This is a genomic window from Arthrobacter sp. Y3224055 (genome assembly GCF_059090825.1).
Window position 1 is genome coordinate 21,708 of sequence record NZ_JBNHGB010000008.1, and the last position, 25,870, is coordinate 47,577.

Sequence of the window (25,870 nt, forward strand, 5' to 3'; positions counted from 1 at the left end):
CGCCTGCAGGCGGCCCCACCTCGACCCGAGGAGCATGCGGTGACCGACAGCAATGTCGAGGCAGAGAACGCGGCCGCGGCCGCCGTCGTTCGCCACCACAGGGAGATGCTGGCCCGGCTGCAGGCGACGACGGCGGAGCTCACCCGGGCCCTCGACACCGGAGACGAAGACACCGTCTACAACGCGCACGGCATACTGCTGGAGTGGGGCGAACGGGAGATGTTGCCGCACGTCGAGTTGGAAGAAGCCCAACTGTACGGGCCGGCCGGGGCGACCGGGGAAGCCCGGCTCCTGGTGGAGTCGCTGCTGGCCGACCATACCGCGCTGGCCTCGCTGCTGGACGAACTCAGGGGCGCCGAAGGAATGGAGACGGCCACGGTGGCCGCCTCGATGTGCAGCGTGTTCGCACTGCACATCGAGAAGGAGAACAGGCTGCTGGTGCCTTTCATTGCCCGGACTCCGGATCTGTCCTTGTCCTCGGCGGTGGAGGGCCTGGTGGAACTCGTCGGCGGCACGCACGTGCACGCGCCGGACGAGAACAAGCGCGCCCACGGGTGAGGGCATGCCGGCGGCTGAGGAGCCAACACGTAAGCGACGGTGAAGGGAGCAATGCTGTGAGCGAAGACCGCCCGGAACTGGATCCGGACATCCCGCAGAACGAAGACGGCATCGTCATCGAACCCGGATCGGAGATCGACCGGGACCTCGAAGAAAACCTGCCGGCTGACAACGACGGTGCCGGGCCGGAAGGGGAGCAGCTCCTGGGCGGGGAAGAGTAGCCCGGGCCGCCCCGGCGCCCGCCGGTCAGGAGCACGGCTGGGCGCAGCCGGTCCTCAGTCCTCGGGCGCTCGGCGTCAGCTGCCGATGATCAGGGTTTGCCAGCCGCCGACGCCGATGACGGCCCGCGAGCCAAGCTTGTTGATCAGCACCGGGTAGTGGTACAGATTGCCGCGGGAGTCGCGGGCCAGTACGCCTTGCTTTCCGTCGCCCAGATGGTCCCGGATCAGGGACAGATGCGTCATCGCGTTCCAGCCCGAGGAGCCGATGATCCGTCTGGTCTCGGAAATGAACTTGCCGGCGCCGTTGGACCGGTACAGCTTGAGCTGGCCCTGGGGTGTCTTGGCGACGACGTCCATCTTGGCGTCGCCGTCGATGTCGGCCGTGAAGATCGGCAGGGACTTCCAGCCGGTGCCCAGCAGCGTGCGGCTGCCGTGATTGAGTCCGGCCGGGTTCGGATAGTAGTAGAGCCGGCCGGTGTCGGTGTTGCGGGCCAGCAGCGCAGGGTAGGGGTCGGTCTGTTTCCACGCGGTAACGGTGACGTCGTAGTTTCCCCACCCGCTGGATCCGATGGTGGCGGCACTTTCCAGTCCGCCGTCCGGCTTGCCGAAGTGAGCCGTCAGTTTGCCGGACTTCCACCGCACCACCACATCGAGCACGCCGTCGGCGTTCCAGTCGGCCACCTGCACCTGTGACACTCCCTTGAACCCGCTCGCCACAAGCCGGCGCTTGTAAAGGTCGTGGCCCTTGGCCGAGTCGTAGGCGTAGAGGTTCCCCGCGGAGTCGATGGCCGCGACGTCGCCGTGCTGAAAGCTGGCGCGGACCATGCCCGGATGCGGGGGCAGCGTTGCCCGGGTGGTTGCGTAGCCGGCCATGTTCGCCACCGCGACGTACATCCCGTACCAGTCCTTGTGCGTGGTCTTCATATACCCCACGCCGATGTCCGTGGCGTTCGGGCTGAGCAGGCCGGCGCGGTGCGCGGGGGAGTTCATCCACCAGTCCACCACCTCGCGGGCGGAGTTGTTGATGGCGATGTTCTCGGTGTACCAGTCGAAACCGTGCGGGATTTCCTTGCTGCCGTAGCCCGGGCGATGGATCTTGTTCATGTCCAGCGTGTTCTTGTTGATCCGCGTGTTCAGCTCCTCGGACCACTGCTGCGCGACATTGCCGACGTTCTGGTTCCAGACCACGGGCGAGAGGCCGTTCTGCGCGCGGTAAAGGTTGGTCAGCCGCAGCACCTCGGCCACGAACGGATCCTGCGCGTTCCTGGTGACCGCCGAAGCCGGGGCCACCCCCGCGAAAGCGAGGGCGAGCAGCAAGATGATGGCAATAAAAGGTTTCACAAGAACGCGCACATCATTCAGGGTACGGGTTGAACGATAAAACCACGATGGTGAGACCCTGGCGAGCGTCCCGCGCGCAAAGAAAATGACGCCCGCCCCAAATTAACACCAAGGCGAGCACGACGACGAACGCTGACGCGCGCCGGCCCCGCCCGTCCGGCGGCTACTCCGCCAACCGCTCCCGCACCAGCGGCGCCACCTTGGTGCCGTAGAGCTCGATGGAGTTCATCAGCTTCCCGTGCGGGAGGGTGCCCAGGCTGTACTTCATGTCCCAGCGGGACAGGCCCAGGCCCTTGGCGACCTTCACGATCTTGGTGGCCACGGTCTCCGGGGAGCCGACGAACAGGGCGCCGTCCGGGCCGGCCTCGGCCTCGAACTGGCCGCGGGTCATCCGGCTCCAGCCGCGCTCGCGGCCGATCCGCTCCTGCATGTCCGCATACGGCAGCCACATCTCCTCGCGGGCCTGCTCGTCCGTGTCCGCGATGTAGCCGGGGGAGTGCGCTCCGACGGGCAGCGCCGGCTTTTCAAACTGGTCCAGCGCACGCTGGTAGAGCTCGGTGAAGGGGGCGAAGTTCATCGGCGCCCCGCCGATGATGGCCAGCATCAGCGGCAGGCCGTAGTGGGCCGCGCGGACCACCGACTGCGGGGTGCCGCCGACGGCGATCCAGGTTTTCAGGCTGCCGGAGGCCGTGGGCGGGTAGATCCGCTTGTTGTCCAGCCGCGGCCGGGTGCGGCCGGCCCAGGTGACGGGCTCTTCCTTGAGCAGTTCGGTGAAGAGGTGGAGCTTCTCGTCGAAGAGGACGTCGTAGTCGGCCAGGTCCAGGCCGAACAGCGGGAAGGACTCCGTGAACGAGCCGCGGCCCAGGATGACTTCGGCGCGGCCGTTCGAGGCGGCGTCCAGCGTGGAGAAGCGCTGGAACACCCGGACCGGGTCGTCGGAGCTGAGCACGGTCACGGCCGAGCCCAGGCGGATGCGGCTGGTCTGGCCGGCGATCGCGGCCAGCACCACGTCGGGGGCGGACACGGCGAAGTCTTCGCGGTGGTGTTCGCCGATGCCGATGAAGTCCAAGCCGACCTCGTCGGCCAGCTTGGCTTCGTCGATCACGTTCCGAATGACCTCATCGTGCGGCAGGAGCTCGCCGTCGGCTCCGGTGGTGACGTCTCCGAAGGTGTCCAGCCCGAGTTCGATTGTCTGTGCCACGCGGTGGCCGCCTTTCATGGGTAAGGCATATATGCATATGCATGGTGTCTACTGGCGGCAACCGCGGGCCGGCCCGGGTTATTCCGCGGCGCCCGGGCGGGAGAGCGGGGGGACCAGTTGGCCGGACTCCCGCCGGATCCACCATTGGCCGGTGCTTCGTTTTTCTGCCCACGTGGAAAACCGGTAGTGGTAGAGCGTCGCGCGCACGTAGAGCGGCCGTACACCGTCGAATGGATCGTGCCTGAGCAGCTTCAGCGTGGCCTTGTCGGCTTCCAGCAGCCGCACCAGCAGCGGGATGAACCAGTTTTCGCCGCGGGAGCCCAGCGCCAGGAACCACATCAGCCAGTCGAGCCTCAAGTGGTAGGGCGCGTACTGCCGCGGCATCCGCTGCGGGTCTCCGGGCTTGCCCCTGAACCCGTACTCGCGCCAGTGGACGCCGTCGGCGGACCCTTCCACGGCCACTTCGTAACGCTCCCGCGTGATGGAGCCGAAGGCGCCGTAGGCATTGGCCAGGTGCCAGCTGTTGAAACTGGCGTTCATCAGCTGGTGCCGGCTGAACAGGTTCTTCAACGGCCAATAGCTCAGGTACACCAGCAGGGCGCACACCGCGAGCACCACAACGGTGAACCACACCGGTTCCTGCCGGTACTCCGGCGTGAAGTCACCCACCGGCAGGATGGCCTGCACCGCGTCGTCGGACACCGCCGCGAAGGCGAGCAGGATGGTCAGGGTGTTCAGCCAGGCGAAGTTGCCCGACGCCACCAGCCACAGCTGCGTGACGATCACGACCGCGGCCGCCATGCTGCCCACCGGCTGCGGGAAAAACAGGAAGAACGGCACCACCAGCTGGGCAAAGTGGTTGCCGGCCACCTCCACCTTGTGCAGCGGCTTGGGCAGGTGGTGGAAAAACCAGCTGGCCGGATTGGGCATCGGCTGGGTCTCGTGGTGGTAGTACAGGGCGGTCAGGTCGCGCCAGACCGGGTCGCCGCGCATCTTGATCATGCCGGCGCCGAACTCCAGCCGGAACACCAGCCAGATGAACAGCCACAGCACCGGGGCCGGCGGCGCCACCCGGTCCGAGCCCAGGAAGGCGGCAAGGAAGCCGGCCTCGAGCAGCAGCGTCTCCCAGCCGAAGCCGTAGAACGTCTGGCCCACGTTCACGATGGACATGTACAGGAACCACAGGGCCAGGAACGCGATCATCGGCAGCCACGGCGGCCCCAGCTGCGGCAGCCCGGCCACCACCAGGGCTGCGATGACGACGCCGGCCCAGGCCACCGCCCGCAGCCGGCGGTCCGTGTATCCCCAGCGGAAGAGGGTGAAGCCGCGCGGGGTTCTTCGCTCCAGCAACCGGGGCACGGGCAGCAGCCCGTGTTCGCCCAGCAGGGCCGGGAACTGGGCCAGAGCCGAGGCGAAGGCGATCAGGAACACCGCGGCGATGCCCCGCTGCAGCACCTGCCGCGCCAACTCGAACCCCTCGGCACTGAACCATTCCATGGCATGTCCAACGCTACGACCGGCCGGTCCGCTGTCAAGCAACAGGCCCGGCTCGAAGGAGCCGGGCCTGCCGGGGGTTGAGCTTCACCAGGTGGGCCGGCGAAGCGGTGATGCGGGGTGAGTGCGCAGTGGGGTAGGTGCGCAGTTGGGTCAGCCGAAGAGCGCGGAGACCTTCAGCAGCGTCTGGCTGACGCCGTAGAGCAGCGGCACGCCGACCAGCACCCAGCCGAGGGCTACTTGTGCTTTCTTCATCTCAGGCCTCCTTTCCGGCCATCGCGGCTTCGCCGGCATCTCTGGCGGGTGCCTCGTGGTACTTGCTGTCCACCGGCTTGACCATCAGGTTGGCAATGAAGCCGATGACCAGCAGGCCCACCATGGTGAGCAGGGCCGGCTGGTAGGCCTGCGCCGTCAGCTCGCCCGGCTTGCCCTGGGCATCCAGGAAGGCGTTGACGATCAACGGCCCGGCGATGCCGGCGGCGGACCAGGCCGTGAGCAGGCGGCCGTGGATGGCGCCCACCTGGAAGGTGCCGAACAGGTCGCGCAGGTAGGCCGGCACGGTGGCGAAGCCGCCGCCGTAGAAGCTGATGATGACGGCCGCCAGCAGCACGTACAGCCCGGTGGAGGTGTAGCCGAACAGGGCGAGCACCACGTACAGGGCGGCGCCCACGCCCAGGTACAGCATGTAGTTGTTCTTGCGGCCCAGGTAGTCGGAGGTGGTGGACCAGACAAACCGGCCGCCCATGTTCGCGATCGAGAGCAGCCCCACGAATCCGGCCGCAACGCCCGCGGACACCAGCGAAACGCCGTCGGGCTGGCGGAAGAAGTCCTGGATCATCGGGGAGGCCTGCTCCAGGATGCCGATGCCTGCCGTGACGTTGCAGAACAGGGCGACCCAGACCAGCCAGAACTGGCGGGTCTTGATGGCATTCTTCGCCGAGACGTTCGCCGTGGTGACCAGGGCCTTGGCCTTGACCTTCGAGGCGTCGAAGCCTTCGGGCTTCCAGCCGTCCGCCGGAACCTTGATCGTGAAGGCACCGAACAGCATGTAGGCCAGGTACACCACGGCCAGGGTCAGGAACAGCTTGCCGACGGCGTCGCCGCTGGCCACCCAGCCCGGGGTCCCGTCGAAACTGGGGTCGTAGAACTGCAGCAGTGCAGTGGAGACCGGGCTGGCGATCAGCGCGCCGCCGCCAAAGCCCATGATCGCCATGCCGGTGGCCAGGCCGGGGCGGTCCGGGAACCACTTGATCAGGGTGGATACGGGGGAGATGTAGCCGATGCCCAGGCCGATGCCGCCGATCACGCCATAGCCCAAGTAGACCAGCCAGAGTTGTTCGGTGAAGATGCCCATCGAGCCGACCAGGAAGCCGGAGCTCCAAAACACCGCGGAGGTGAACATCGCCATGCGCGGACCGTTGCGGTCCACCCAGGTGCCCATGACGGCGGCGGAGAGCCCAAGCATCACCATGGCGATGGAGAAGATGATGCCGATCTCGGTCAGGCTGACGTCGAAGTGGGCGACCAGGGCGTTCTTGTACACACTGGTCGCGTAGGCCTGGCCGATACACAAATGCACGGCCAGCGCCGCCGGCGGAATCAGCCAGCGGTTAAAGCCCGGAGGGGCGATCGTATGCGATCGGTCCAACCAACTCATCGTCGGGCGTCCTTTCAAGAGAGGGGTGCGAGCAGAACTGCAACGTGTGCTTCAGTTCACATAGTGGCCGATGGTTGGGCCAGGCAACCGGATTGATCCGGCGTGTCGTCCGGCACTGCCCTCGGGGCGCCGCGGCCGGTACGGTGGAGGAATGGAACAGGTCCTCGCCGTTCGGGGCGTGGAGGGCTACCGGCAGTACCGGGCTCCGGCGCTCGCCGTGACCCCGGCGGGCAGCGCCGTCGTCGCCTATGCAGGGATGGGAAGGCAGGGCCGGCCGCCTGCGACCGGCGACCTGCTGCTGCGCCGCAGTTTCGACGGCGGCGCGACCTGGGAACCGCAGCAGGTGGCGTGGGCGGACACGTCCGGACACGCGGCGGGCCGGCCGGGACTGTTCTCCGACGCCGCAACCGGGCGGATTTTCCTGGCCTTCGTCGCAGCGGCCGGAGGCGGCGAAGCGGGGCCGGACCCCGCGGCCACGGCACGGCGCTTCGAACTGTTGTCTTCCGACGACGACGGCGCCACCTGGCAGCACCGGTCGGTCGCCCCGCGGCCTGCCTCGGACGCGATCACGCGGCTCGCCGCTGCCGGGCCAGGCACCGGCGTGCACGCCGGCCGCTACGCCGGGCGGTTGCTGGTGCAGTTCGCGGTGATGGCCGAGGGCGCGGGCGCGGGGGCCGCCTCCTGCTACAGCGACGACCACGGGGACACCTGGACCTTGGGAAAGCCGCTGCCGGCGCAGGACTCCGGCTCGGCCGCGGAGGACGGCGGGGGTGCCGCCGTCTGCCTGACCGACGGCCGGGTACTGCTGCATACCTGGGCTGCTCCCCGGCGGATGGCCGCGGTCTCGGACGACGGCGGGCACAGCTACGGGCCGCTGCAGCCGGTCGACGAACTGTCCGATCCCGGGCGCAGCGGCTCCCTGGTCCGCTTCGACGGGCTGCCGGCCGTGGGCGGGCTGGCCGCACCGGCCAGCGACCGCTGGCTGCTGGCCGCCAACTGCCAGGACCCGCTGCTGCCCCGCAACGTGGTACTCAGCCTCTCGCGGGACAACGGGCACTCGTGGCCGCACAAGCTCACCGTTTACGGGAGCGGTGCCAGCGGGCCGGCCGCGGTGCGGCTGCCGGACGGCCGCATCGGGGTGCTGTACCAGCGGCAGGGCGGACGCGAAATCGTCTATGCCACCGCAGATCCGGGGCGGCTGCTGGCGGCCTGGCCGCGCGGGGCCGTCACGGCCCGGGACGAAGACGCGGCAGGGCCGGGCCCGGTGACCGGGCCGCTGCCGGTGCCCAAGGACTACCCGCTGCGGTTCGACATGGTGCTGGAGGAGGTCCGCAGCCCGGCCGGGGGCGGGCCGGCGCCCGGCCACCGCGCCGGGGACGTGCTGGTCTTTGCCGGGCGGGCAAAGATGCTGGGACCGCAGCACCTGAGGGTGAGCCTGGCCGGCGGGTTCGACAACGCCGCGGATTTTCCGCCCCAGGACCTGGGCCCCGGCGGAGAAGCCCGCTACCTCCATCCTGTCCGCACGGTGACGCGCGCGGACGTGGCGGCCGGAGGCCTGACCGTTTCCTTCTCCTGCACCGCGGTCCCGGCGGACGAACCTCCCGGCGGTGCCCCGGTGGCGAGCCGCACGCGGGAGTTCAGCATCGACGTCGTCAGCGGTGAAATCCGCGAGACGTGACGCGCGCCTCGGCACCATCCCGGCGCCCTCCCGGCGAGGTGTGCAAGGATTTAACCCGGGATCAACGAGCGCCGCCCGGCGGTGGCGGAGACGCAGAACGGAGAGGGATTGCAGGACAAGGACCCAGACCAGGAATCCATGTCACCCATGACTCCGCAGGCGGGAATGCTGCCGATCATCAAGCCGAAAAACATCCCGGCCAACGACGCCGGCCGCGGCTCCGGCACCGGACGCGCCGGTTCGGCCGCTGGGCCCCAGGGCACCCACCCTCCGGTGCCACGTCCGACGGACCGGCCGGTAGCCAAGCAGGTCAAGCCCGTTCCCAGCGGCACCGCGCCGCTGCCCGCCTCCGCGGCAGCCTCGCGCTCGAACGCGGCGGCCCGACGGATGCTGCGCAAGCTCGTGCAGGGCGAGGCGCCGCCCACCGCGCCGATGAGCATCGTCGAGAGGCTGGCCGGCAGCCCCTACGCGAACCCGATGATCCAGACGGCCGGGGTCGATGCCTCCGCCCGCATCACGCTGGACTTTGCCCTGGACGTGGCGGAAACCATGTTCCGCTACGGGGCCGGCGCGCTGGAGGTGGAAACCAGCATCATCGCCGTGACCGCGGCCTTCGGGCTCAGCGACATCGACGTGGACATCACCAACCAGTCCGTGGTGATCAACTACGCCAAACCGGACACGATTCCCATTACCGTGATGCGGGTGGTGCGGTCCTGGACCAACAACTACGCCGGCCTGTCCCTGGTGCACGAACTGGTCACCGACATCGTCAACGGCGGGGTGGGGCGCAGCGAGGCGAAGGAACGGCTGCAGGAGATTACCTCGCGCCCCAAGCCCTTCGCCCGGTGGATGGCCATCGCGGCCGGCGGCGTGTTCTCCGGCTTCATCATTGCCTTCCTCGGCGGCAGCGTCTTCGCGGCCCTGGTGGGCGGCATCTCCACCGTGCTGATGGGTTTGGTCGGGCGGAAGCTGAGCAAATGGCGGATGCCGGACTTCTTCATCACCGGCATCGGCGCCTGCCTGGCCACCGTCATGGCGCTGCTGTTCTGGACGCTGCACGTGCCGATGAGCCCGTCGCTGGTGATCGCCGGCGGCATCCTGTTCCTCCTGCCGACCGGTCGGCTGGTCTCCGCCACCCAGGATGCGATCAACGGCTTCCCGGTCACCGCGTCGGGACGCTATCTCTCGGCCTTCTTTACCTTCGCTGCGATTGCCGCCGGCGTCGCCGTGGGGCTGGTGGGCGGCTCGATGCTCGGCGTCAGCCTGCCCGAAGTCTTTGTGGAGGGCCAGGGCCAGTACCCCTACGTGGTGCGGGCGCTGCTGCTCGTCGTGTCAACCATTGCCCTCAGCATGACCGAGCAGACCAAGCTGAACATGCTGCTGCCCACGGCCGCCGTCGGGCTGGTCGGGCTGTTGATCTACGATCTCGCGGTGTGGGCGGGGATCGGCGACCGGATCGGCCCGGCCGTCGGGGCCGTGGTGATCGGGTTCCTCGGGCGCATCGTGGGCCTGCGGATGGGCTCGCCGCAGCTGGTGGTGGCGGTGCCGGCCGTGCTGTTCCTGCTGCCCGGGCTGTCCGTGTTCCGGTCGATCTTCGAGCTGACCGTCAACTCGGAGGCGCCGTTCAACGGCATCCTGGGGCTGTTCGGTGCGCTGACGGTGATCCTGGCCATCGCCGGCGGTACCGTGCTCGGCGACAACCTGGCCCGGCCGTTCACCAAGGGGCTGGGCTCGAACGAAAACCGGCGGGCCCGGCGCCGCTAAGGACGCCGGATCCACCGGGTGCGGGATGGGTTGCCCTGCACCGGGGGCCGGGGTGGGCGTCGGATCGTCGCAGGGAGCCCCGGATGATGCGGGCTCAGGCCGGGTAGTTCTCCGGGAAGATCTGGCCCGCCGGCGTGCGCTTCTCCGCCTGGAAGGCGTCTTCGGCCCGGCCGTAGGCCCAGTAACCCGAGATGGAGACCTGATCGCGGGACAACCCGTGGTCCTTGAACAGGACATCGCGCAGGGACTTCACCTCGTCGCGCTCGCCGTGGACGAATGCATCCACGCGGCCGTCGGGCCAGTCCAGGCCGGCTATGGCGTCGCGCAGCAGGGTAGCGGTCCCGGGCGTTTGGCCGCGCCGGAACAGCCAGTGGACTTCCAGGTTGGCCGGAGCGCCCAGCTCCTGCACGTCCGCCTCGGAATCCACTTCCAGGAAGGCATGGCCGCGCGCGTCCGGAGCCAGTGCCTCAATGGCGGCGGCAACTGCCGGCAGCGCCGCGTCGTCGCCGGCCAAAAGGTACCAGTCTGCGTCGGGATCGGGCCGGTACGCGCCACCGGGTCCGTTGAACATCATCCAGTCGCCCGGCTTGGCCCGCGCGGCCCAGGGTCCGGCGAGGCCTTCGTCGCCGTGGACCACAAAGTCGACCACTACCTCGCGGGTGTCGCGGTCCAGCCGGCGCACGGTGTAGGTGCGGGTGACGGGCAGCTTGTCGGCCGGGAGGGTTTCCTTCAGCTCCGCGACGTTGACCGGCAGTTCCACATCGAGCGCGGGGTCCAGGAAGATGATCTTGATGTATTGGTCGGTGGCGTCCTTGGCGGCAAACCGTTCGGCGAACGAATCGAACGCCTCGCCGCCGGCGTAGACCCGGACCATGTGCTGTGAAATCCACTCGGTGCGCGTCACCTGGAGATTCGTCTGCACCCGCGGCGGCCGAGCGCTCCGTCCCGCACGGGCGGGGGCTGCTGCCGGTTGTGTCTGCATCCTGCACTACTCCTGACGAAGGGAAACTGCTACTGAGGAGAACCTAATCCACCGGTCGGGTAATCCCAATTTGCGGATGTTAAAGGTCACGCGCGCCCAGGAACACGCGGACCTCACCGCGAACCGCTTGGCCTCAGCGGTCCAGGCAAGGTCCCGGCTGTCCACGTTTGGCCGAAACTGTCCATGTCTTGGAAACCGTTAAGGCCTTGACCTGCGGCGACGCCGGAGCCGCGCGCAAAACATGGACAAAACGTTCCGGCGTCTGCCAGTCGGCCGTCCACGTCGCCCAGGCCCGGCTCAGCGCAGCTCCCAGTGCACGGGTTCGGCGCCCTGGGCGGCCAGCAGTTCGTTAACCCGGCTGAAGGGCCGCGACCCAAAGAATCCGCGGGAGGCCGACAGGGGGCTGGGGTGGACCGTCTCGATCCGCGGCACCTGCTCCAGTACCGGAGCCAACTGCTGGGCTTCGCGGCCCCAGAGCAGTGCCACCAGCGGGCCGCCGCGCTGGGCCAGCGCCCGGACCGCGAGTTCGGTGACCTGCTCCCACCCCTTGTTGCGGTGGGAGCCGGCCTTGCCCGCCTCCACGGTCAGTGCGCGGTTAAGCAACAGCACGCCTTGGTCGCTCCAGGCGCTCAGGTCGCCGTGCTGGGGCGGCCGGATGCCCAGATCCATCTGCAGTTCCCGGTAGATGTTCGCCAGGCTGCGCGGCAGCGGGCGCACGTGCCGTTCGACGGCGAAGGCCAGTCCGATCGAGTGTCCCGGCGTGGGATAGGGGTCCTGTCCCACGATCAGGACCTTGACCTTGGACAGCGGCCGCTGGAACGCCCTCAACACGTTGGCCGGCGCGGGCAGCAAGGTCTTTCCGGCGGCGCGCTCGCCGTCGAGGTAGGAGGCCAGGTCCCAGAGCAGGGGTTCGGCGGGAGCAAGCACCTCGGCCCACTCGGGATGAATCACGGCGGAGAGCTCCCGCGGCGAGGCAAACGGGTACGGGGCGCCAAGGTCCGCGGCAGGCGGGTGGGCTGGCAGGGGAAAGAGGGCACCGTCGTCGTAGTTCACAGTTCCATCTTTGCGGAAACCACCCGCCGGCAGGCAATCAGGTCGCGCACGCCGCCCTCCGGGCCGTGCGGGACCGGCCGGGGCGGTGAATGACATGCCTGTGATTCGCCTTTATCATGGGGGAGGTATTGATTGCTGTCAGCAAGTACTAGGAAGCGCAGGTGTGTTGTGGCGGGTTCGGCCGAGGCCAGTGCCTTTTCACTCGAGGCCGAGGTTGACGATGCCAGCCCGCTGAGCGAGCGCGACCAGCGCATGCTGGCCCTGGAGCGGCAGTGGTGGAAGTACGCCGGAGCCAAGGAGCAGGCCATCCGCGAACTGTTCGACATGTCCGCCACGCACTACTACCAGATCCTGAATGCGTTGATCGACACCGAGGATGCGTTGGCGCACGATCCGATGCTGGTGAAGAGATTGCGTAGACTACGTACGTCCCGCCAGCGCGCGCGCACTGCTCGCCGGCTGGGCACCGACGCCTAGAACCGGGACGGCCTGGTAGGCCGGTTTCCGTTTCGCCACCACAAGGATGCACTGAAAGCGATGAGCAAGTACCCCCGGGATGAGTTCGACCAGGTCCCCGAAACTTCAGACCGCCACGGTGTGCACCGCGCACGGATGGCGACGCCGAAGTCCAACGGCCTGGGCCTGATCGTCCTGGCCGCGGTACTGGCGCTGGCGGTTGGCGCCCTGTCGTTCTTCGTGCTTCCGCTGCTGGGAGGCGGGGGATCTTCGACCACGGCCGCCGGCCAGGCCGCCCCCGCGGCCAGCGTTTCGCCCACGCCAACAACGCAGGAAACCGAAACCGCCGAGCCGGAAGCGACCGCCACCGCGAAGCCGACCGAGGAGGCAACGGAAGAGCCCACCGAGGAGCCGACCGAGGAGCAGACCGAGGAACCCACGGAAGAGGCCGCGGCGGTCAACAAGCAGGACCCGGTGATGATCCTCAACGGCACCGGCGTGACCGGGCTGGCCGGAACCGTGTCGCAGCGGGTGCAGGCGGACGGCTGGTCGATCGCGGTCGTGGACAACTGGGGCGGCGCCCCGCTCGCTGGCTCGGTGATCTTCTACAACCCGGGCCAGGAAGCCAACGCGCGGGCCCTCGGACAATTGCTGGGCATCAGTGCGATGCAGGAAAACGGCAACGTCTCGCAGTACGTCACCGTGGCGCTGGGGCCCGGCTACCAGTAAGGCATTCTCCTCGCCGGACCGCCACTGTGGCATTCGCCAGGCCGGACCCCCAATAGGCCATGCGCCGGGATTGCGCGCCGGCCGGGCCGCCAACTGCCCGTAGCGCCATTACCCATGCGGAGCGGCCTCCAAGCGGAATTTCGGTTACGCCTCAATAACATTTAGGTGTGCGGTAGCTCACTTCACCCCGCTGCGCGGTTAAGGTGAAACCATCCTGCCGCTGAACCGTACACGGCAGGCTGGAACTACTGAGTATGGAGAACGCTATGGCGCTGGGAACCGTCAAATGGTTCAACGCGGAAAAGGGCTACGGCTTCATCACCGTGGACGAAGAAAATTCCGATGTTTTTGTCCACTGGTCCGCTATTCAAATGGATGGTTACCGTTCCCTCGATGAGGGGCAGCGCGTAGAGTTCCAGATCGGCCAGGGCCAGAAGGGTCCGCAGGCAGAAGAGGTCCGGGTCGCCCCGTAGCAGACCCGCAATGACGACAGCGGCGGAGGCTGGGGTGCCTCCGCCGCCGGTTTCGTCGCGCCGGTTCGTCGCGCCGGTCGGGCTACTCCTTGAGCGGGATCCCGCGGGCGTCGCGCTTGAACGGCTCTGCCCCGACCAGGATCATGATGCCCTCGACGAACCCCCAGACGGCGCCGAAACCAAACGTCAGGAACGTGACGACAATCTGCACCACGCCGATGGCGACGTGGCCCAGATAGAACCGGTGGACGCCCAGGCCGCCCAGCAGGATGCCGAGCAGCCCGCCGATCAGCCGGGACTTCTGTTCCGGATAGTAGTAGCCCGGGGGAGCACCGTAGTACTGCTGCTGCCCGTAGGGCTGGCCCGGCTGGCCCTGCCCCGGCTGGCCGGGCTGAGCGTATTGCTGTCCCGGGACGCCGTACGGTTGCTGGCCGAAGGGCTGCTGGCCCGGGGCCGGCTGCTGTTGCCCCGGAGCCCCGTAACCCGGCTGGCCGGGCTGCGGGTATTGCTGTCCCGCTCCGTCGTACGGCGGCTGTCCGCCGAGCGGCCTCGTCGGGTTGGTGCCCGGTGCCAGGGGCTCGGTGGGGTTACTGGTGTTCTTCTCGTCCGGTGATTCAGACATGGTTCTCCGACCTTTGCCCGGTGCCGGGCCGATTGTTCGCGTGCGCTGTCTTGCCTGCCAATCTACGCGGGAGGGGCCTGTCGTTTCCATGGGGGTCCACCCTGATTGTTGGCCCGGGGGTGCTCAGGGGGATCTCGGCCGGAGAAGCGCGTCATCCGGCAGGCCCAACAGCTTGCACTCGACACCTGCGAGTGCTAATTATTGAGTTAGCACTCTCGCGGGCTGACTGCTAAGAAAGCCCGTAGGGAGTGAAACCCGCCACCTCGGTGAGGTGAGCGGCGCGGCGTACCGAATCCGCCGTCGTCGTGAGCCGTCCGTCGCGGGCACCGCAGGTGGCCAGCAGCCGTCAAAAGCTGCGTCCAGTGTCTATTGTCCAGAAGGGACGTAAGCCGCTATGGCAAAGATCATTGCATTTGACGAAGAGGCCCGCCGCGGCCTCGAGCGCGGACTCAACACCCTCGCTGACGCCGTTAAGGTAACCCTCGGCCCGCGTGGCCGCAACGTCGTGCTCGAGAAGAAGTGGGGCGCCCCCACGATCACCAACGATGGTGTTTCCATCGCCAAGGAGATCGAGCTGGACGACCCGTACGAGAAGATCGGCGCCGAGCTGGTCAAGGAAGTCGCCAAGAAGACCGACGACGTCGCCGGTGACGGCACCACCACCGCCACCGTCCTGGCCCAGGCCCTGGTCAAGGAAGGCCTGCGCAACGTTGCTGCCGGCGCCGACCCGCTGAGCCTGAAGCGCGGCATCGAGAAGGCTGTTGACGCCGTCACCACCGAGCTCATCGCTTCCGCCAAGGAAATCGAGACCAAGGAACAGATCGCCGCTACCGCGTCGATCTCCGCCGGAGATCCGCAGATCGGCGAGCTGATCGCCGAGGCCCTGGACAAGGTGGGCAAGGAAGGCGTCGTCACGGTCGAGGAGTCCAACACCTTCGGCCTGGAGCTGGAGCTCACCGAAGGCATGCGCTTCGACAAGGGCTACCTGTCCGCATACTTCGTCACCGACGCAGAGCGCCAGGAGACGGTCCTCGAGGATCCGTACATCCTGATCGTCAACTCCAAGATCTCCAACGTGAAGGACCTGGTTGGCATCCTGGAGAAGGTCATGCAGTCGGGCAAGCCGCTGCTGATCATCGCCGAGGACGTCGAGGCCGAGGCCCTGGCCACCCTGATCGTGAACAAGATGCGCGGCACCTTCAAGTCCGTGGCCGTCAAGGCTCCGGGCTTCGGTGACCGCCGCAAGGCCATGCTGGCCGACATCGCCATCCTGACCGGCGGCCAGGTCATCGCCGAAGAGGTCGGCCTCAAGCTGGAGAACGCCACCCTGGACCTGCTGGGCCAGGCCCGCAAGGTGGTTGTCACCAAGGACGAGACCACCATCGTCGAAGGTGCCGGCGAAGCCGACGCCATCGCCGGGCGCGTCAACCAGATCCGGGCCGAGATCGAGAACTCCGATTCCGACTACGACCGCGAGAAGCTGCAGGAGCGCCTGGCCAAGCTGGCCGGCGGCGTTGCAGTCATCAAGGCCGGTGCCGCAACCGAGGTCGAGCTCAAGGAGCGCAAGCACCGCATCGAGGACGCTGTCCGCAACGCGAAGGCTGCCGTTGAGGAAGGCATCGTCGCCGGTGGCGGCGTGGCCCTGATCCAGGCCGGCGCCAAGGCGTTCGCCAACCTCAACCTCGAAGGCGACGAAGCAACCGGCGCCAACATCGTCAAGGTTGCCATCGACGCTCCGCTGAAGCAGATCGCCCTCAACGCCGGCCTGGAGCCGGGCGTCGTGGCCGACAAGGTCCGCGGCCTGGCCGACGGCCACGGCCTGAACGCCGCCACCGGTGTCTACGAGGACCTGCTGGCTGCGGGCGTGAACGATCCGGTCAAGGTGACCCGCTCTGCCCTGCAGAACGCGGCCTCCATCGCCGGCCTGTTCCTGACCACCGAAGCCGTGGTCGCCGACAAGCCGGAGAAGGCCGCTCCGGCCATGCCGGGCGGCGACGAGATGGGCGGCATGGGCGGCTTCTAAGCTTCCCCGCCACAACCTCGGCCTGACAGCAGGCCACGGTTCAGCGAGGCGCGGTTCCCGTCATGGGAGCCGCGCCTCGCGGCCTTTATCCCCTTTCCGCAGCGAGCCAGTCGGGCCTCTCGTGCCAGGCTTCCAGCTCGGCCGAGAGGTTGTGCCGGGCACGCTCCAGCCACTTCTCCCTGGCCGCGGGGGTCCGGTAGAGCGGATCCAGCGCCAGCAGACCGCGGACGACGGCGGTGCGCCCGGCGGCGAAGTCGGCGTCGGGCACGTGCGCATAGTCTTTGCGGACGTCCCGGACATAGCTGCGGTACTCCGCCGGCGATCCGCCGAGGACGGACAGGTCGGCGTCGCACAGCAGGGCACCGGTTAGATCCTGCGGGCCGGGCGAATGGATGGCCGTGAGCAGGACCAGCCGAACCACTTCGGCCGTCTCCTCGCCGCTGCAGCCCGCCGTCGGCAGGCAGGCAGCCGCGAGATCAGCCGATTCCTGTTCGTCGACACCGGGCCGGCCGTTGTAGACGGCGTCATGGAACCAGGCCGCCAACCATACTGCCCGCGGCCGGGGAACGGAGCCGGCCGGGGCAGTGAGCTGTTCCAGCGCCTCCAGGACAGCCAAAAGGTGGCCGGGGCCATGGTAATGGCGGTGCGGTTCTCCCCAACGGTCCAGCAGGTCTCGGCCGAGGTCCTCGTGTCCGGGCAGCAGCTCGTTCCACCGGCGGAGCAGCACCCTGCGCAGCCTCTCCGGGCGCTGACGGGCCGGTACCCGCAACCCGCTCGCCTGCAACCGGCGGGTCAGGTCACCGGCGCTGACTTCGACGGCACCCAGCCTGACCAGCTCGGCGTAGCGGCTGGCCGGCACATCGTAGTGGTCCCGGTCGAAGGCCCGCTCGCGGATCCCGGCTGCCGCGGCGAAGCGGTGCAGCTCGGCCAGCGACGTGTCGGAGACCAGATGGGAAAAGTGGGTGCCATGCGCGGGCCAGAGCGGAGGATCGATGAGTATTGCCACGTGCCCAGCCTAGGGCCAGGAATGTCTGCCCCGCGCCCGCCCTAGGGCCAGGAATGTAGGCCACGTGCCCCGCGCACGGACAGGAACGGTGGTCGGATCTGAAAAGATGGAGATCATGACTATCACTGCTGCCGCCGATGGCTCCGCGCTCGGCAACCCCGGACCGGCTGGCTGGGCCTGGTACATCGACGACACCGCGTGGGCTGCCGGGGGCTGGCCGCACGGCACCAACAACCAGGGCGAGCTGATGGCCGTGCTGGACCTGTTCCGGGCCACGGCGCACCTGCCGCAGGAACACCTGCGCGTGTTGTGTGACAGCCAGTACGTGATCAACTGTGTGACCAAATGGATGCCGGGCTGGAAGCGGCGGGGCTGGAAGAAGGCCGACGGCAAGCCGGTGCTGAACGTCGACCTGCTCAAAGACATCGACGCGGCGATCAAGGGACGCAGCTACGAGTTCGAGTGGGTGAAGGGCCACGCCGGACACAGGCTGAACGAAGCCGCCGACGAACGCGCCCGAGCGGTGGCCCTCGCCTTTCAGAACGGCACCGGCGCACCGGCCGGCCCGGGCTTTCCCGGCGGACCGGGAACCTCCGGCAGCGCCGTCATCGGATCTGCGCGGGCTGCCGCCGCCCGCCCGGGAACCACCCCGGCTGCCGCCGCCCGCCCGGGAACCACCCCGGCTGCCGCCGCCCGCCCCGAAAACACCCCGGCTGCCGCCGCCCGTCCGGGAAACACCCCGGCTGCCGCCTCCCGCCCGAAAAACGCCCCGGCCGCCCGGCCGGCTGCCGCAGTCGTGCCGGAACCCGATCTTTTTTCCGAGTTGGAAGACTTCGCCGATCCGGCCGCTGTCGGGGACGCCGCGGAAGAGCTGGTGGTGCGGCTCGAGAAGGAGCTGCTCAACCCCGTCGTCCGGGCAGACTACGGGCGCCTGGCCGTGCTGCTGCACCCCGACTTCGCCGAGATTGGCGAAGCAGGCCGGATGTGGACGCGGGACGCGATGATCAGCGAACTCCAGGAAAGCCCGGAGCTCGACGCGTCCCTGGAGGTCTTCGCCGTCGAACGGCTGGGAGAAGACAGCATCCTGCTGACCTACCGCAGCGTCCGCCGCGACGGTTCGGCCCTGCGCAGTTCGCTCTGGCTGCGCGATGGCGGGCGGTGGCGCCTGCGGTTCCACCAGGGCACACCCGAGCAGGACTGAACGCCCGGCCGCACACCGGGCGGCGGCGCCGTGGCCAAACCCTGCGGCCGCGCACCGGCACCCGCCCGGACGAAGGTCAGGCCAGGAACATCCGGGCGTTGGCCTCCTCGGCCTGCGAGTACTGCTGGGAGGCGTGGGACAACGCCGCGTTGATGCTGGCCAGGGATTCCTCCACCTTCAGCTGGGTGGCCCGCCAGTCCGTGATCAGCTGCTGGAAGTTCGTCGCCGCCGAACCGGTCCACAGCGACTCCAATTCGCGCAGCCCGGACTGCATGGTGTTCACCTCCGCCTGCAGCCGTCCGATGGTGCCCTGGACAGCGAGGCTCTTGGCGGCCAGAGCCTCGCTGTCTACCTGGAATACGGCCATGGTGTCCTCCGCTCGTGGATGAATCTGTCCGACACGGTTAAGGCTAGGCAGCGGCGGAAGATGCCGCGAGACCCGAACCGACGGATGTGGAAAACCCCCAAGCGCGGGACGGGCCCGCGGTCACCCGAGGTCGAAGGCGCCGTCCTCGTCCGCCGGCGGGTGATACGGGATCCGGATGGACATGGTTGCCCCGCCGCCCGGGGTTTCAGCCAGCCTGACGCTTCCGTCGTGCTGGGCCACCAGGGCCGCGACGATGGCCAGGCCGAGCCCGGTGCCTCCGGTTTCGCGATCGCGGGAGGTGTCCGCCCGGTAGAAACGTTCGAACACCCGCGCGGCCTCGTCTTCGGAGATGCCCGGTCCGTGGTCGCGGATCTCCAGGACGGAATCCAGGCGGTCGTCGCTTCCCGGCTGGACGCCGACGGCGATCTCCAGCGGTGAGCCGTCGGGTGTGTAGCGCAGGGCGTTCGTGACCAGGTTGGCGACCACCTGGCGCAGCCGGGCCTCGTCGCCCACGATCGGGGCGGGCCGCGGCGCCCCGCCGTCGAGCCCCACGACCGTAATGGCGCGGTTGGGGGCGCTGGCCCGTGCGTCCAACGCCGCATCGTTGCCGAGCATGAGGAGATCCAGCGGCCTGGTTTCGAGCGGACGCTGTTCGTCCACCCGTGCCAGGGTCAGCAGGTCTTCCACGAGCTGGCCCATGCGCTTGGCTTCGCTCTCGATCCGGCCCATGGCCGCACCGACGTCGTCGGGCGTCTGCAGCGCGCCGTGCCGGTACAGCTCGGAGAAGCCGCGGATGGTGACCAGCGGGGTGCGCAGCTCGTGCGAGGCATCCTGGACGAAACGCCGCATTCGCTGTTCGGACGCGGTCCGGGACGCGAAGGCGGTTTCGATGTGCGCGAGCATGGCGTTCAGGGAACTGGACAGCCGGCCCACTTCGGTCGCCGGGTTCACCACGTCGACGCGGCGCGAGAGGTCCCCGGCGGCAATGGCCGCTGCCGTTTTCTCCACCCGCGCCAAGGGCCGGAAGGAACGGGTGACGGCCAGCCACACGATGCCGATGGCGGCCACCGTGGCCGAGACGGCGATCAGAAGCGTACTGGCCGCGACCTTGTCGAAGGTGCTGTTCACCTCGCTGTAGCTCACCGCCACCGCGACGGAACCGGAATCGTTCTGGAGGGGCGTGACCCACACCCGCCAGCCCTGGCTGTCCCGTTCGGTGCCGGCAACGTGGAACCCCCGGCCCTCGAGTGCCTGGGCCCGGTCGGGGGTGATGTCCCGCAGGTCCGGGCGGTCACCCGTGGGGTTGGTGTCAAGCGTGAGCTCGCCGCTGCGCGTGAACAAGGCGCCGTAGTACCTCGACGAGTAGGACATCCCGGTGGGGGCCGTCGCCTCACGGACCAGGAAGGACGAGATGGACTGGCGGTTCTTGAGCAGGTCCTCGTCGAGCTGCCTCACCAGTGTGTCGTGCAGCTGGGTCAGGATCAGCGCCGAGGTCAGGGACAGGGTGGCGACCATGAGCACGCCCATGATCAGCACCAGCTGCGACCGCAGGGATGCTGACTTCCATCGATCCAGCATGGATCAGCGGCGGTCGGCCGTGCGCAGCAGGTACCCCACGCCGCGCTTGGTCTGGATCAGCGGCGGAGTATCCGGATTCGTGTCGATCTTCCGGCGCAGGTAGGAGATGTAGGACTCGACGATCGAGGCGTCGCCGTTGAAGTCATACTCCCAGACATGGTCCAGGATCTGCGCCTTGGAGAGCACGCGGTTGGGGTTCAGCATCAGGTAGCGGAGCAGCTTGAACTCGGTGGGGGAGAGGTCGATGACGTCGCCGCCCCGACGGACCTCGTGCGCGTCGTCGTCGAGCTCCAGGTCATCCACCTGGATGATCGCGTCGTCTTCCAGCAGCGGCCGGGTGCGGCGGAGCACGGCGCGGATCCGGGCCACCACTTCGTCCAGGCTGAACGGCTTGGTCACGTAGTCGTCGCCGCCGACCGTTAGGCCGGTGACCTTGTCTTCGGTTTCGTCGCGGGCGGTGAGGAAGACCACCGGGAAATGCCGGCCGGAGGCCCGCAGCTTGCGGGTGACGGTGAATCCGTCCATGTCCGGCAGCATCACGTCCAGCACGGCCAGATCCGGTAAATGCTCTTCGGCGGCGTCCAGGGCCTCGCGGCCGTTCGCGGCAGCCACTACCTCGAATCCTGCAAACCGCAGCGAGGTGGACAGCAGTTCCCGGATGTTCGGCTCGTCGTCGACGACCAGCAGTTTGGCTTCGGGCTCAGGCTTTTTCACCCTTTCAGTGTGCTCCCGGTTTCTGGGAGTTTGCTGAATGAATGCTGCGCGTGCAGGGCGGCCAGGATGCCCCATGCCCGGCCGGCGCAAATGGGTCGTTTGCCCGATGCTGCCACACCTGTCGGCGACGGATTCTTGATTCGTCGGCGAAAGTCCGGCACAAGCCGAAAGGGAAATCATGCAGTCAGCAGTATTGGCCCGCGAATCCGAAGCAACGGATCTTCATGAGGCGGTTGAGGAGTTCGACGGTTCCCGAACCTTGAAACTCCGGCAGTTGCTCCGCGACACGGCGGAGGCGCTGAGCGCGGCGGCGGGCACCGCACGCCGAAGCCTTGCCCGTCGCCGCATGGACCGGCGCCGCTGGGCGGTTGATTACCAGCGGCTGGAGGAAGTCCGCGAAGAGGCCTTCCTCCAGTTGTACCGAAACGGCGGCCTGCGCTGAGGCCGGCGGCAGCCCCAAACCGGCCTACGGCTGCAGCACGTCGTTGGCATCCTTGATGGTGTAGGCGTAGCCCTGCTCGGCCAGGAAGCGCTGGCGTTTGGCCGCGAAGTCCTGGTCCAGCGTGTCCCGCGACACCACCGTGTAGAACCGGGCAGCCCGGCCGTCCGACTTCGGGCGCAGGAGCCGGCCCAGGCGCTGGGCTTCTTCCTGACGCGAGCCGAACGAACCGGACACCTGGATGGCCACGGTGGCTTCGGGCAGGTCGATGGAGAAGTTGGCGACCTTGGAGACGACCAGCGTCTGCAGTTCGCCGCGGCGGAACGCGTCGAACAGCCGCTGCCGTTCCTTCACCGACGTCTCGCCCTTGATCACCGGCGCATCCAGGTGCGCGGCAATCTCATCCAGTTGGTCGATGTACTGCCCGATCACCAGGAGCTGCTCGCCCCGGTGCGCCCGCACCAAGGCATCGACCACGGGGGTCTTGGTCGGCGACGTTGCGCACAGCCGGTACTTGTCGCCGTCGTCGGCCATGGCGTATGCCACCCGCTCGTCCCGCGGCAGGTCCACCCGGACTTCGACGCAGTCGGCGGGGGCGATGTAGCCCTGTGCCTCGATGTCCTTCCACGGCGCGTCGTAGCGCTTCGGGCCGATCAGCGAGAACACCTCGCCCTCGCGGCCGTCCTCGCGCACCAGCGTGGCGGTCAGCCCCAGCCGCCGCCGCGCCTGCAGGTCAGCGGTCATCCGGAACATCGGGGCCGGGAGCAGGTGCACCTCGTCGTAGATGATCAGACCCCAGTCGTTGGCATCCAGGAGCTCCAGGTGCGGGTGCAGCCCGCCGCGGCGCATGGTCAGCACCTGGTAGGTGGCGATGGTGACCGGCCGGACCTCCTTGACCGAACCGGAGTATTCACCCACCTCCTCCGCGGTCAGGGAGGTCCGGCGGACCAGTTCGTCCTTCCACTGCCGCGCGGAGACGGTGTTGGTCACCAGCACCAGGGTGGTGGTGGAGCTGGTGGCCATCGCGGCCGCGCCGACCAGCGTCTTGCCGGCCCCGCACGGCAGGACGACGACGCCGGAACCGCCGGCCCAGAAATTCTCCACGGCCAGGCGCTGGTACGGCCGCAACTGCCAGCCGCCGGGTTCCGCGGATTCGGCCAGCGCGATCGGATGCGGCGTGCCGTCGACGTAGCCGGCCAGGTCCTCCGCGGGCCAGCCCAGCTTGAGCAGCAGTTGCTTGAGCTGGCCGCGCTGGGAGGAGTGCACCACGGTGGTCTCGCCATCGATCCGCGGACCCAGCAGCGGCTGGATCTTCTTGGCGTGCATGACCTCTTCGAGCACGGGGTAGTCGGTGGTGCGCAGCACGAGGCCATGCTGCGGGTCCTTCTCCAGCCGCAGCCGCCCATAGCGGGACATGGTGTCCTCGATGTCCACGAGCAACGCGTGCGGCACCGGGAAGCGGGAGTAGTTCAGCAGCGTGTCCAGCACCTGTTCGGCGTCCAGCCCGGCCGCGCGCGCGTTCCGCAGCCCCAGCGGAGTGATCCGGTAGGAATGCATGTGCTCGGGTGCGCGCTCCAGTTCGGCGAACGCGGCGATGGCGTGCCGGGCCTCGGTGGCCTGTTCGTGGTCCACTTCCAGCAGGATGGTCTTGTCGCTCTGGACGATCAGGGGTCCGTTGGCCATTCAGCTGCCCTCCACTAGTTCGATGTCCATGACGCGGTGGATGGAGACAGTGCGCTCGCTGTCACGGTCGGGGTCGAAAACCCGCACCCGCCCGCCGCTGACGGACAGCGGGAGCATCACCTGGCGCCGGTGGTTGCCGTCCGGGTCCACGATCCCGATCCGCACCTTCTGTTTCAACCGGACCGCGGTGCGCAGCGTTTCCAGCGCCAGCAGCGGCCCGGCCTCGGCGGCCGGCCGGGCGGGAACGCCGCTGCTCCGCAGCATCGCCAACTGCGCATCCGTGTCTTCGGCGCTGAGTTCCCAAGGGTTCGTCCTGACCGGGAACGACGACGGCGCCCGGCCGGCCTGCGCCGCGCCGGAACCATCGGCCGGGGTGCTGTCGGCGGAAGTGCGGCCGCCGCCGGTGCCTGCCCCGGCGCCCAGGGCCACGCCGTCGCCGGCGCCTGCCCCGGCGCCCAGGGCCACGCCGTCGTCGGCCTCCGGAGCCGGCGCATAACCGAGCTGGCGCAGGGAGGCGAGCAGGTCGCGGGAACCGGCCCGCGACACCAGCACCGTAGGGGCCAGCCGGCGCAGGCCCAGGCGGGCGGTGCGCGGGTCGGCGAGCAGGTCCGTCAGGGCATCTTCGTCGTCGCTGCGCAGGAAACTCGCGGCCGATCCCACCCGCAGCGACCCGTGCCGGGAAGCGGTGTCCTCCACCAGGTACCCCAACGGCTGCGGCACGCCGGTTGCCGAATGCCGGGTCAGGAAGCCGAGAATTCCGGCCGCATCCCGGCCGGTGTCCAGGGCGCGCCGGATGCTGTTGGCCGAGAACCGGTAGATGGCCGCCGGGCCCTGGCCTTCGGCGTCGGACAGCAGGGACAGCTCGGCGGCGATGTTCGGTGCCAGATACCCGGGAGCAACGGCCGTCAGGTCCGCCTGCAGCATGAATTGGTCCAGCGGTTCCGGCAGCTGCTCCGCCAGCAGCGCGGCGGCCTCGGCCAGCCGGTCCTGCGCCGTGGCCCGGCCAAGATCGGTCAGGGCGCCGGAGCCTGTGAGACCCAGCCTCGCGGCCTCGGTCAGGATGCCCGGGACCAGCCGCTTGTACCGGCGCTGCTGCCGGGGCCGCCGCCAGACCAGGTAGGCGGTAACCGCTTCCGGCGAGGGCGCCGGCGTGCTGCCGCTGGTCGCTCCACCCTCTTCCGGCGCGCCCTGTCCCACCCGACCTGTGGCGGAATCGGCCGCACCGCAGAGTTCGTCCACTGCCTCGAGCACGTGGCGCCGGACTGCCGGTGCATCGGGGCGCGACGCTTCGGCTGCCAGCGCATTAATGGCGGTGTCCGACGTCGTCCGCCCGCCCACCAATGACGGCGCCCGGTCGAGCTGGAGCCAGGACGCGACCAGCAGCTGCCATTGGTCCCGGCGCTCCAGGGAGCCGAACGTGGCGCCCGCAGGGACCACCCAGCGGGAGGTGTCTACGTCCAGGACGACCAGGCCGGCGGCGGCGGACAGCTCCAGCAGCCAGCCGGTCATGCCCGGTTCGATCCGCAACGCCTCGGCCAGCCGCCGGACTTCGCGGACCCCCACGCCGCCGGCCCGCAGCGTGGCCACCGGGCCCCGGCGTATCTGTTCCAACAGTTCGGCCACCAGCCGAAGCGTCTCGGCCGCGGCGGAGAAAGCGGCGTTGTCGCGCAGCGAATTCCGGACCTGCCGGGCTGCAACCTCCGGCGGCCGCGTGTGCCAGGGGTCAGCCACGGCGCCGCCGCGCACCGCCAGGCCCACCGGGCGGGGGAGCTCCACGTGCGATGCGTCGATGGGCACCAGCAGCGCGTGGGCGGCCAGCCAGTCGATGGGCGAGGCGGCGTCTCGCGGGCCGGTATCGGCCAGCCGATGCGGTAGCGCCCCGAGCGGGGAGCGGTGGAACTTCCCGAGCAGCTCCTCCGTGTGCGCCGGCGCCTGGGCCATCAGCGCCGGCCAGGTCCGCGGTTCGGCGAGCCAGCTCTCGAGGGCGGCGGCTGCGCGGACGCCCGGGGACGGGGCGCCCGCGCTCTCGTCCGGGGCCGGCTCGCCAACGTCGGCGGGGAGGGCATGACCGGCCTCCCGCAGCAGCCGCGCCGTACGGACCAAATGGTCGGCGGCGGCGGGGCTGGCGGCGGCCAGGGCTGCATAGCTGCGGCCAAGGCCGGACGGGTACGGACCCAGTGCTTCGGCCAGGCTCGCCACCGGTAGGTAGGCCGGGGAAAAAAGGGCGCCACCGCCGTCGTCGTCGTCGGAGGGCGGTTCGGCGAGCAGCAGCAGGGCCAGCCCATGCAGCCGCGTCAGGCACGAGTTTAATTCGTGAAGCGTCGCCGTGCCGTCCGGCGGCACAAGCATCGGCCGCAGGGAGCGGGCGTCGGCGGCGCGTCCGGCATCCACATCCGTGCTGAGCACTACCGCTTCGAGCACCTCCAGCTCGGGCCGGGACAGCTGCTCCAGCACCCGCTGCAGGCTGATCCGCGTGCACGCGCGCGCAGCCAGCGCGGAAAAGTCCGGCACGGCCGGCAGGCAGAGATCCGGACGGGCGCCAAACAGTTGCCGCAGCTCGGTGTCGCTGCGGGCGGCCAGTTGACCAGCCAGGGCGCGGATGGAGGACACCGGATTAACGTTACCCC

24 protein-coding genes are annotated in these 25,870 nt (G+C 68.9%); 10 read left to right on the forward strand and 14 right to left on the reverse strand.

Annotated features, from left to right (window positions below; all coding sequences use genetic code 11):
* The first annotated feature begins 39 nt into the window (after window positions 1-39).
* Together AC5RTY_RS16370 and AC5RTY_RS16375 are read left to right on the forward strand one after the other, a co-directional pair.
* Window positions 40-558 carry a hemerythrin domain-containing protein gene (locus tag AC5RTY_RS16370; RefSeq protein WP_494023384.1) on the forward strand — a complete coding sequence of 173 codons (519 nt, stop codon included), beginning with the start codon at window positions 40-42 and terminating at the stop codon, window positions 556-558.
* A gap of 56 nt (window positions 559-614) precedes the next feature.
* Complete coding sequence (locus tag AC5RTY_RS16375) at window positions 615-779, forward strand: hypothetical protein (protein ID WP_494073358.1); 165 nt, start codon at window positions 615-617, stop codon at window positions 777-779.
* Between the two features lie 75 nt (window positions 780-854).
* Here the strand turns inward: AC5RTY_RS16375 and AC5RTY_RS16380 are convergent, their stop codons facing one another.
* From AC5RTY_RS16380 to AC5RTY_RS16400, 5 genes are all read right to left on the reverse strand, one after another.
* Window positions 855-2,132: a CAP domain-containing protein gene (locus AC5RTY_RS16380; RefSeq protein ID WP_494139941.1), complete on the reverse strand. Its 1,278-nt coding sequence runs from the start codon at window positions 2,130-2,132 to the stop codon at window positions 855-857.
* A gap of 151 nt (window positions 2,133-2,283) precedes the next feature.
* Window positions 2,284-3,321 (reverse strand): LLM class flavin-dependent oxidoreductase, encoded by a 1,038-nt coding sequence (locus AC5RTY_RS16385; protein WP_494139942.1) that lies wholly within the window; start codon window positions 3,319-3,321, stop codon window positions 2,284-2,286.
* Window positions 3,322-3,399: 78 nt separating this feature from the next.
* The gene (locus AC5RTY_RS16390; RefSeq protein WP_494139943.1) at window positions 3,400-4,818 is read right to left on the reverse strand and encodes a lipase maturation factor family protein; all 1,419 of its coding nucleotides are present in this window, start codon (window positions 4,816-4,818) and stop codon (window positions 3,400-3,402) included.
* Between the two features lie 150 nt (window positions 4,819-4,968).
* On the reverse strand, window positions 4,969-5,070 hold the full coding sequence (locus AC5RTY_RS16395) for an MFS transporter small subunit (RefSeq protein WP_493968694.1): 102 nt from the start codon (window positions 5,068-5,070) through the stop codon (window positions 4,969-4,971).
* A 1-nt stretch (window position 5,071) separates the two neighbouring features.
* The gene (locus tag AC5RTY_RS16400; protein ID WP_494023389.1) at window positions 5,072-6,472 is read right to left on the reverse strand and encodes an OFA family MFS transporter; all 1,401 of its coding nucleotides are present in this window, start codon (window positions 6,470-6,472) and stop codon (window positions 5,072-5,074) included.
* 151 nt (window positions 6,473-6,623) lie between these two features.
* Between AC5RTY_RS16400 and AC5RTY_RS16405 the strand changes: the two genes are divergently transcribed.
* Together AC5RTY_RS16405 and AC5RTY_RS16410 are read left to right on the forward strand one after the other, a co-directional pair.
* Window positions 6,624-8,150: a sialidase family protein gene (locus tag AC5RTY_RS16405; protein WP_494139944.1), complete on the forward strand. Its 1,527-nt coding sequence runs from the start codon at window positions 6,624-6,626 to the stop codon at window positions 8,148-8,150.
* A gap of 138 nt (window positions 8,151-8,288) precedes the next feature.
* Window positions 8,289-9,917 (forward strand): threonine/serine exporter family protein, encoded by a 1,629-nt coding sequence (locus tag AC5RTY_RS16410; protein WP_494139945.1) that lies wholly within the window; start codon window positions 8,289-8,291, stop codon window positions 9,915-9,917.
* A gap of 94 nt (window positions 9,918-10,011) precedes the next feature.
* Here the strand turns inward: AC5RTY_RS16410 and AC5RTY_RS16415 are convergent, their stop codons facing one another.
* The gene (locus AC5RTY_RS16415) at window positions 10,012-10,899 is read right to left on the reverse strand and encodes a siderophore-interacting protein (protein WP_494073363.1); all 888 of its coding nucleotides are present in this window, start codon (window positions 10,897-10,899) and stop codon (window positions 10,012-10,014) included.
* A gap of 297 nt (window positions 10,900-11,196) precedes the next feature.
* Window positions 11,197-11,952 carry a uracil-DNA glycosylase gene (locus AC5RTY_RS16420; protein WP_494073364.1) on the reverse strand — a complete coding sequence of 252 codons (756 nt, stop codon included), beginning with the start codon at window positions 11,950-11,952 and terminating at the stop codon, window positions 11,197-11,199.
* Between the two features lie 168 nt (window positions 11,953-12,120).
* Between AC5RTY_RS16420 and AC5RTY_RS16425 the strand changes: the two genes are divergently transcribed.
* From AC5RTY_RS16425 to AC5RTY_RS16435, 3 genes are all read left to right on the forward strand, one after another.
* A complete protein-coding gene (locus AC5RTY_RS16425; RefSeq protein ID WP_127515197.1) occupies window positions 12,121-12,429 on the forward strand; it encodes a DUF3263 domain-containing protein in 309 nt (102 codons plus the stop codon).
* Window positions 12,430-12,489: 60 nt separating this feature from the next.
* Entirely contained in the window at window positions 12,490-13,137 is a 648-nt protein-coding gene (locus tag AC5RTY_RS16430) for a LytR C-terminal domain-containing protein (protein ID WP_494139946.1), read from the forward strand.
* A 266-nt stretch (window positions 13,138-13,403) separates the two neighbouring features.
* Window positions 13,404-13,610, forward strand: a complete 207-nt coding sequence (locus AC5RTY_RS16435) for a cold-shock protein (protein WP_127515201.1) — start codon at window positions 13,404-13,406, stop codon at window positions 13,608-13,610.
* A gap of 82 nt (window positions 13,611-13,692) precedes the next feature.
* On the opposite strand, the gene AC5RTY_RS16440 is transcribed toward AC5RTY_RS16435, so the two are convergent.
* Window positions 13,693-14,232 (reverse strand): TM2 domain-containing protein, encoded by a 540-nt coding sequence (locus AC5RTY_RS16440; RefSeq protein ID WP_494139947.1) that lies wholly within the window; start codon window positions 14,230-14,232, stop codon window positions 13,693-13,695.
* Window positions 14,233-14,626: 394 nt separating this feature from the next.
* Here AC5RTY_RS16440 and groL point away from each other — a divergent pair, with 394 nt between their 5' ends.
* Window positions 14,627-16,255: a chaperonin GroEL gene (groL, locus tag AC5RTY_RS16445; protein WP_494001781.1), complete on the forward strand. Its 1,629-nt coding sequence runs from the start codon at window positions 14,627-14,629 to the stop codon at window positions 16,253-16,255.
* Window positions 16,256-16,340: 85 nt separating this feature from the next.
* On the opposite strand, the gene AC5RTY_RS16450 is transcribed toward groL, so the two are convergent.
* Complete coding sequence (locus tag AC5RTY_RS16450) at window positions 16,341-17,261, reverse strand: DUF4031 domain-containing protein (RefSeq protein ID WP_494139948.1); 921 nt, start codon at window positions 17,259-17,261, stop codon at window positions 16,341-16,343.
* Between the two features lie 115 nt (window positions 17,262-17,376).
* Here AC5RTY_RS16450 and AC5RTY_RS16455 point away from each other — a divergent pair, with 115 nt between their 5' ends.
* Window positions 17,377-18,462 carry an RNase H family protein gene (locus AC5RTY_RS16455; RefSeq protein WP_494139949.1) on the forward strand — a complete coding sequence of 362 codons (1,086 nt, stop codon included), beginning with the start codon at window positions 17,377-17,379 and terminating at the stop codon, window positions 18,460-18,462.
* 76 nt (window positions 18,463-18,538) lie between these two features.
* Here the strand turns inward: AC5RTY_RS16455 and AC5RTY_RS16460 are convergent, their stop codons facing one another.
* The 3 genes from AC5RTY_RS16460 to AC5RTY_RS16470 form a co-directional block, all read right to left on the reverse strand.
* Window positions 18,539-18,829 (reverse strand): WXG100 family type VII secretion target, encoded by a 291-nt coding sequence (locus tag AC5RTY_RS16460; RefSeq protein WP_494001778.1) that lies wholly within the window; start codon window positions 18,827-18,829, stop codon window positions 18,539-18,541.
* 120 nt (window positions 18,830-18,949) lie between these two features.
* Entirely contained in the window at window positions 18,950-20,407 is a 1,458-nt protein-coding gene (locus tag AC5RTY_RS16465) for a sensor histidine kinase (RefSeq protein WP_494139950.1), read from the reverse strand.
* 3 nt (window positions 20,408-20,410) lie between these two features.
* Window positions 20,411-21,121, reverse strand: a complete 711-nt coding sequence (locus tag AC5RTY_RS16470) for a response regulator transcription factor (protein ID WP_494001776.1) — start codon at window positions 21,119-21,121, stop codon at window positions 20,411-20,413.
* 178 nt (window positions 21,122-21,299) lie between these two features.
* On the opposite strand from AC5RTY_RS16470, the gene AC5RTY_RS16475 reads away from it, so the two are divergent.
* Entirely contained in the window at window positions 21,300-21,563 is a 264-nt protein-coding gene (locus AC5RTY_RS16475; protein ID WP_494139951.1) for a hypothetical protein, read from the forward strand.
* Window positions 21,564-21,587: 24 nt separating this feature from the next.
* On the opposite strand, the gene AC5RTY_RS16480 is transcribed toward AC5RTY_RS16475, so the two are convergent.
* The gene (locus AC5RTY_RS16480; protein WP_494139952.1) at window positions 21,588-23,243 is read right to left on the reverse strand and encodes a DNA repair helicase XPB; all 1,656 of its coding nucleotides are present in this window, start codon (window positions 23,241-23,243) and stop codon (window positions 21,588-21,590) included.
* On the reverse strand, window positions 23,244-25,853 hold the full coding sequence (locus AC5RTY_RS16485) for a helicase-associated domain-containing protein (protein WP_494139953.1): 2,610 nt from the start codon (window positions 25,851-25,853) through the stop codon (window positions 23,244-23,246).
* Between the last annotated feature and the right edge of the window lie 17 nt (window positions 25,854-25,870).

Excerpts from the sequence above, each read along its gene's own strand:
- AC5RTY_RS16390 (WP_494139943.1), bottom strand. The coding sequence starts at position 4,818 with ATGGAATGGTTCAGTGCCGAGGGGTTCGAGTTGGCGCGGCAGGTGCTG.
- AC5RTY_RS16395 (WP_493968694.1), bottom strand. The coding sequence starts at position 5,070 with ATGAAGAAAGCACAAGTAGCCCTCGGCTGGGTGCTGGTCGGCGTGCCG.
- AC5RTY_RS16400 (WP_494023389.1), bottom strand. The coding sequence starts at position 6,472 with ATGAGTTGGTTGGACCGATCGCATACGATCGCCCCTCCGGGCTTTAAC.
- AC5RTY_RS16405 (WP_494139944.1), top strand. The coding sequence starts at position 6,624 with ATGGAACAGGTCCTCGCCGTTCGGGGCGTGGAGGGCTACCGGCAGTAC.
- AC5RTY_RS16410 (WP_494139945.1), top strand. The coding sequence starts at position 8,289 with ATGTCACCCATGACTCCGCAGGCGGGAATGCTGCCGATCATCAAGCCG.
- AC5RTY_RS16415 (WP_494073363.1), bottom strand. The coding sequence starts at position 10,899 with ATGCAGACACAACCGGCAGCAGCCCCCGCCCGTGCGGGACGGAGCGCT.
- AC5RTY_RS16430 (WP_494139946.1), top strand. The coding sequence starts at position 12,490 with ATGAGCAAGTACCCCCGGGATGAGTTCGACCAGGTCCCCGAAACTTCA.
- AC5RTY_RS16435 (WP_127515201.1), top strand. The coding sequence starts at position 13,404 with ATGGCGCTGGGAACCGTCAAATGGTTCAACGCGGAAAAGGGCTACGGC.
- AC5RTY_RS16440 (WP_494139947.1), bottom strand. The coding sequence starts at position 14,232 with ATGTCTGAATCACCGGACGAGAAGAACACCAGTAACCCCACCGAGCCC.
- groL (WP_494001781.1), top strand. The coding sequence starts at position 14,627 with ATGGCAAAGATCATTGCATTTGACGAAGAGGCCCGCCGCGGCCTCGAG.
- AC5RTY_RS16455 (WP_494139949.1), top strand. The coding sequence starts at position 17,377 with ATGACTATCACTGCTGCCGCCGATGGCTCCGCGCTCGGCAACCCCGGA.
- AC5RTY_RS16460 (WP_494001778.1), bottom strand. The coding sequence starts at position 18,829 with ATGGCCGTATTCCAGGTAGACAGCGAGGCTCTGGCCGCCAAGAGCCTC.
- AC5RTY_RS16465 (WP_494139950.1), bottom strand. The coding sequence starts at position 20,407 with ATGCTGGATCGATGGAAGTCAGCATCCCTGCGGTCGCAGCTGGTGCTG.
- AC5RTY_RS16475 (WP_494139951.1), top strand. The coding sequence starts at position 21,300 with ATGCAGTCAGCAGTATTGGCCCGCGAATCCGAAGCAACGGATCTTCAT.
- AC5RTY_RS16480 (WP_494139952.1), bottom strand. The coding sequence starts at position 23,243 with ATGGCCAACGGACCCCTGATCGTCCAGAGCGACAAGACCATCCTGCTG.